Here is a 5,524-nt window from a genome sequence, read left to right on the forward strand (position 1 = left end):
ATATTTAAATAACTGTACAAAAAATATCAAAATATAGACTTTGCTATATTTATAACTTATTGATTATCAATCATTAGTTTATAAATTTTTTCCAGGTCATCGATATTTTTAACCCGAATCAGTAAACGGCGTTGCTCTAGTTGAATCACCAACACTCCGTCTTCAGATAAATTCATTTCTTTAATTCGTGAATATAAAATCCACACGTTTGCGAAGAAAAAACCTTCTCTTTTAAACAATAATTTAGGCTGACGGATCCACGAAATATAAATAGCGAGTAACGCGAGTGCAGATAATAACCAGGTTGTCAGTGGTGTGCCGTGAGTGGTGACGTTGTTATAGATGAGGATGGCAACCAGACCAACAAAGATGGTGCTGTCGATACGATTACGGCGCAGCAGGGTGATTTTGAGTAGGGTTTTGCCCTTGAGCTTATCCATGATGAACTCATCATAGATTGACCACGCGAGCAACAGCACAATGAAAACGAGTAAAACCACATCCGTCAACGTCATAACACTACCTTCATTCTAAACAATAAAAAAACCGGGGCAGGGGCCCCGGTTTGCATAACATGGTAATTACAGACCCAGCAAGCCGATAGAATAACCGGCAATACCGATAACGAAGAAGCCCATGATGATCCACAGCGCGTTGACTTTCTTACGCAGCAGCCACATACAAGCAAACGTTAGCAGCAATGGCACAAGGCCTGGCATCAACTGATCAAGAATGGTTTGAACCGTGGTCACTTTAACTGCGCCGGTCTGGTCGGTAATTTTCGACACAACCAGCGGTATGTTAACGTGCGTCCACTTGTTTACCAGTGCCCCCATGACAAACAGGCCGAGGATTGACGCCCCCTCAGTCAATTTCTGCAGGAAGCCGCCGCCCATATCCTTAACGATATCGATCCCTTTACGGTAGCCGTAAGCCACACCGTAGTAACGGGTTAGCAAACGGACTGCGTTGAACAGGATGAAGAACAGCAATGGGCCGAGCAGGCTGCCGCTCATGGCAATGCCGGCACCTAGCGCTGCAAATACTGGGCGTACAGTACCCCAGAAGATTGGGTCGCCCACGCCCGCCAGCGGCCCCATCAAACCAACTTTGATACCGTTAATGGCACCATCATCAATTTCTGCACCGTTCGCACGTTGTTCTTCCATCGCAAGGGTAACGCCCAGAACCGGAGCGGCTACATAGGGATGGGTGTTGAAGAATTCCAGGTGACGCTTAATAGCTTGTTTACGCGCATCGTTGTTCTCAGGATACAGGCGTTTAATCGCCGGAATCATTGAGAAACAGAAGCCCAGCGCCTGCATACGTTCGAAGTTCCATGACCCCTGGAAGAGGTTAGAACGCAGGAACACGCCACGAATATCGCCCGGAGTGAGTTTCTTCTCGGTAGTTACTGTTTTAGTGGTATCAACCATTTCGCTCACCTATTAATCTAATTCGTTATCGAGGTCGTTAGCACCGGCAGCAGGCGCTGTAGCACCGGCAGTACGGTTGTATTTCGGGCTCAACTGGATGTACAGAATTGCCATCACAGCACCAATCACACCCAATGCAACCAGGTTGAAGTTGGTGAAAGCCGCAGTAACGAAGCCCAGATAGAAGAATGGCATCAGGTAGCCTGCGCGCATCATGTTGATGACCATCGCATAACCCACTACCACAATCATGCCGCCGGCGATGTTCAGACCGCTGGTTACCACCTCAGGAATGGCGTTCAGCATGTTCTGCACTTCGCTAGTCCCCACGGAAACCGCGACGATAACGGCAGGAATGGCGATACGCATTGCTTGCAAGAACAGGGAGGAAACGTGAATCCAGGAGAGCGCCGATAGGTTGCCATTTTCGGCGGCCTTATCTGCTGCGTGCTGGAAGCCCACGGTAATAGTACGAACGATAATGGTCAGAACCTGGCCTGCTGCTGCCAGTGGGATGGCCAGAGCGATACCAGAACCGATGCCCTGATGTCCGGCGATAACCAGAATGGTCGAGATAATTGACGCCAGAGCCGCATCGGGAGCAACCGCCGCACCGATGTTCATCCAACCCAACGCGATCATTTCAAGTGTACCACCGATAATAATACCGGTTTTCATGTCACCGAGGACCAGACCAATTAAGGTACAGGCGACCAGCGGACGGTGGAACTGAAATTCATCGAGCACCGACTCCATACCGGCAATACAGGCTACGACAAACACCAGCACAATCTGAAGAGTGGTAATCTCCATTGTACTTCTCCTTAAACGAGTGACTTATGTGTGAAAACTGAGCAAAACGTAGAATCAAACTAATTACATTAGTAATTAGTTTTTCACCTTCGCGATCAGGTCCATCATTTTCAATTTTTGATCGGTAGAAACCTTACGCGCTTCCAGTTCAATGCCACGCGCGTTCAGTTTCTTAAAGGCTTCAATATCCGTTTCATCGACAGAAATCGCGTTGTTCACCTGAGTTTTACCCTGGCGGAACGCCATACCACCGATGTTGACTGACTTAATATTCACCCCACCTTCCACGACGCGTTCAACATCAGTTGGGTTAGTGAACAGCAGCATCACACGGTCGCCTGCATATTTCGGGTTATTCCACACGCGGATCATTTTTGCCACATCAACCACGTGTGCTGTTACGCCTGGAGGCGCAACTTGCGTCAACAGAGTTTTGCGCACGGTATCGGCGGCAACTTCATCGCTGACAACAATAATGCGCGTCACGTTAGTTTCTTTAGTCCAGCGAGTCGCCACCTGGCCATGAATCAAACGGTCATCAATACGTGCCAGACCAATGTTCATGTAGTCATTTGGACCCATTGGCTTCAGCGGTGCCGCAGGTTTTGGTGCAGCAACGGGCGCCACAGGTGCTGCAGTTTCGACAGGTTTTGCTTTCAGGGCTTTAACCCCTTCGCGACCTGTTTCTACTGCCAAAGCCACTAATTCATCAAATGAAGGGTTATCATCACGTGCCATCAAGGTTTCGACCAGCATCGGAATATTGACCCCGGCGACGACCTCGTAATGCTCTTTATCGACGACAATACGGCTAGCCGCATTGAAAGGGCTACCGCCCCAGGTATCGACGAGAAACAGCACACCTTTGTCGGTTTTCAGGTTTGCCAATTGAGCGTTATATTTTTCGATCAAAGTTTCGGCGTTTTCACCGGGAACGAAATCTATCCAGCCAACATTTTCTTGTTCGCCTAATAGCATTTCAGCGGTTTTCAGCAATTGTTCTGCTGCCCAGCCATGCGTGCCTATGACAATAGCAATAGTCACTTGCTACCTCCTGTGTTGGACATAACCACACCCTTAAAATGGGTGTTTTGTAGATTATCCGTTTCATTGAGCGAATCGATTCAGATAACGGTATGAGTAAAGATGTGTAACTGAAGACGGATTTATTTTAGTCAGTGAAAAAAATATTTTATGTGATGAAGATCCGTAATTTAGCTTTGCTTCACACATATTGTTTCGCGGAGCAAATTATGCGCTTGGTCAATGACAGTAAAATTGCAAAATCAGGTAAATCTTTGCAAAAGGGTAATTTGCTCTGATATTGTTTGCATCCCGTTTAATAACTAAGGAGTAAAGGGCAGTAGCCCACCGTATGGACCGTCACCGACGTCTTTTCATTTTCAGGTCTGAATCCTCAGCCTTTCATAATGGCGTAACACGCCCCGTTAATACCTTAATTCAACTTTCTGCGTCCGTATTTTGCGGGTTGCCGCGCAGTGATTCCCAAAGCTGGAGCTTGTCATGGAACTCTTAATGGATCCCCAAATATGGGTGGGTTTACTGACACTTATTGTTCTGGAAATCGTACTGGGTATTGATAACCTGGTCTTTATTGCGATTCTTGCGGATAAACTTCCACCAAAACAACGGGATAAAGCGAGGCTTATCGGTTTATCTCTGGCATTGGTGATGCGACTAGGCTTGTTGTCATTGATCTCATGGATGGTGACACTGACCCAACCCCTGTTTAGCGTCGCAGATTTGACGTTCTCCGGGCGCGATCTCATCATGCTATTCGGGGGCTTATTCTTGCTGTTTAAAGCCACGACCGAACTGCATGAACGGCTGGAAAACCGCCAGCATGATGATGGGCATGGGAAAGGTTACGCTAGTTTCTGGGTCGTAGTACTACAGATTGTTGTATTGGACGCGGTGTTCTCGCTAGATGCGGTCATTACCGCCGTAGGGATGGTGAATCACCTGCCTGTCATGATGGCGGCGGTTGTGATTGCGATGGGTGTGATGCTGATGGCGTCAAAACCGTTAACGAATTTTGTTAACCAGCATCCAACGGTCGTGGTGCTGTGCCTGAGCTTCTTGTTGATGATCGGCCTGAGTCTGGTTGCTGAAGGCTTCGGTTTCCATATTCCTAAGGGCTACCTGTATGCAGCGATTGGCTTCTCGATAATCATCGAGTTCTTTAACCAGATTGCGCGTCGCAACTTTATTCGCCATCAGTCAAATGTACCGCTACGTGCTCGTACAGCTGATGCGATTTTGCGCTTAATGAATGGCAAGCGCCAGGCGCGCTCACAGAATGAAGACAACAAAACCATCACCCCGATTGAAGCGGAATCCTTCGCTGAAGAAGAACGTTACATGATAAACGGGGTACTGACGCTGGCTTCACGTTCATTGCGTAGCATCATGACGCCTCGTGGTGAAATCTCCTGGGTTGATGCCGATAAATCGACGGCTGAAATTCGTGAACAACTGCTGGAATCTCCACACAGTCTGTTCCCGATATGCCGCGGTGAGCTTGATGAAATCATCGGGATCGTGCGGGCTAAAGAGCTGCTGGTGGCGCTGGAAAATGGTGGCGATGTTGCGGCTATTGCGGCCCAATATCCGGCGATTGTGGTTCCGGAAACGCTGGACCCTATCAACTTGCTGGGTGTGCTGCGTCGTGCTCGCGGTAGCTTCGTTATCGTCAACAACGAGTTCGGCGTCGTTCAAGGTCTGGTGACACCATTGGATGTCCTGGAAGCCATTGCGGGTGAATTCCCCGATGCTGACGAAACACCAGAAATTGTGCGCGACGGTGACGGTTGGTTGGTGAAAGGTTCCACTGACCTGCATGCGATTCAGCAGCATCTGGATATCAATACTCTGGTTAACGACAGCGAAGATATCGCCTCGATTGCCGGATTGGTTATCTCGGTGAATGGCCAAATCCCGAAAGCGGGTGATGTCATTGAAGTTGCTCCGCTTCGCATCCAGATTGTCGAAGCGAACGATTACCGTGTGGACCTGGTCCGTGTGGTGAAAGAACGCTCCGAACATGAAGATGAAGAAGAGTAATCAGCGCAGCGGAACGACCGAAATAGGATGACCTCTATGGCGCGGGGGGCGTGTGCTCCCCCTTAACCAGCGAGGGAATTCGCTCAGTGGCATTGGTCGCGCATACAAATAACCTTGCAAGACATTCACGCCGTGGCTGCGCAGATACTCTGCCTGCTGCGGCGTTTCAACGCCTTCGGCCACCAGAGAGA

6 protein-coding genes are annotated in these 5,524 nt (G+C 48.8%); 1 reads left to right on the forward strand and 5 read right to left on the reverse strand.

Features of this window, described 5'->3' with window-relative positions; genetic code table 11:
* Positions 1-56: 56 nt before the first annotated feature.
* The 4 genes from MES37_RS23255 to manX form a co-directional block, all read right to left on the reverse strand.
* On the reverse strand, positions 57-515 hold the full coding sequence (locus MES37_RS23255) for a DUF986 family protein (RefSeq protein ID WP_237932734.1): 459 nt from the start codon (positions 513-515) through the stop codon (positions 57-59).
* A 66-nt stretch (positions 516-581) separates the two neighbouring features.
* Positions 582-1,436, reverse strand: a complete 855-nt coding sequence (locus MES37_RS23260) for a PTS mannose transporter subunit IID (protein ID WP_064546086.1) — start codon at positions 1,434-1,436, stop codon at positions 582-584.
* A 12-nt stretch (positions 1,437-1,448) separates the two neighbouring features.
* On the reverse strand, positions 1,449-2,249 hold the full coding sequence (locus MES37_RS23265; RefSeq protein ID WP_121813630.1) for a PTS mannose/fructose/sorbose transporter subunit IIC: 801 nt from the start codon (positions 2,247-2,249) through the stop codon (positions 1,449-1,451).
* Between the two features lie 75 nt (positions 2,250-2,324).
* Entirely contained in the window at positions 2,325-3,293 is a 969-nt protein-coding gene (manX, locus tag MES37_RS23270; protein ID WP_064546090.1) for a PTS mannose transporter subunit IIAB, read from the reverse strand.
* Positions 3,294-3,773: 480 nt separating this feature from the next.
* Here manX and yoaE point away from each other — a divergent pair, with 480 nt between their 5' ends.
* A complete protein-coding gene (gene yoaE / locus MES37_RS23275; RefSeq protein WP_064546092.1) occupies positions 3,774-5,333 on the forward strand; it encodes a CNNM family cation transport protein YoaE in 1,560 nt (519 codons plus the stop codon).
* Here yoaE and MES37_RS23280 read toward each other — a convergent pair.
* Positions 5,334-5,524: EAL domain-containing protein (locus MES37_RS23280; RefSeq protein WP_237932735.1), on the reverse strand; the 191-nt coding region annotated here is incomplete at its 5' end.

This window comes from Buttiauxella sp. S19-1 (assembly GCF_022134725.1).
In the GTDB taxonomy this organism is placed as follows: Bacteria; Pseudomonadota; Gammaproteobacteria; order Enterobacterales; family Enterobacteriaceae; genus Buttiauxella; species Buttiauxella ferragutiae.

Excerpts from the sequence above, each read along its gene's own strand:
- MES37_RS23255 (WP_237932734.1), bottom strand. The coding sequence starts at position 515 with ATGACGTTGACGGATGTGGTTTTACTCGTTTTCATTGTGCTGTTGCTC.
- MES37_RS23260 (WP_064546086.1), bottom strand. The coding sequence starts at position 1,436 with ATGGTTGATACCACTAAAACAGTAACTACCGAGAAGAAACTCACTCCG.
- MES37_RS23265 (WP_121813630.1), bottom strand. The coding sequence starts at position 2,249 with ATGGAGATTACCACTCTTCAGATTGTGCTGGTGTTTGTCGTAGCCTGT.
- yoaE (WP_064546092.1), top strand. The coding sequence starts at position 3,774 with ATGGAACTCTTAATGGATCCCCAAATATGGGTGGGTTTACTGACACTT.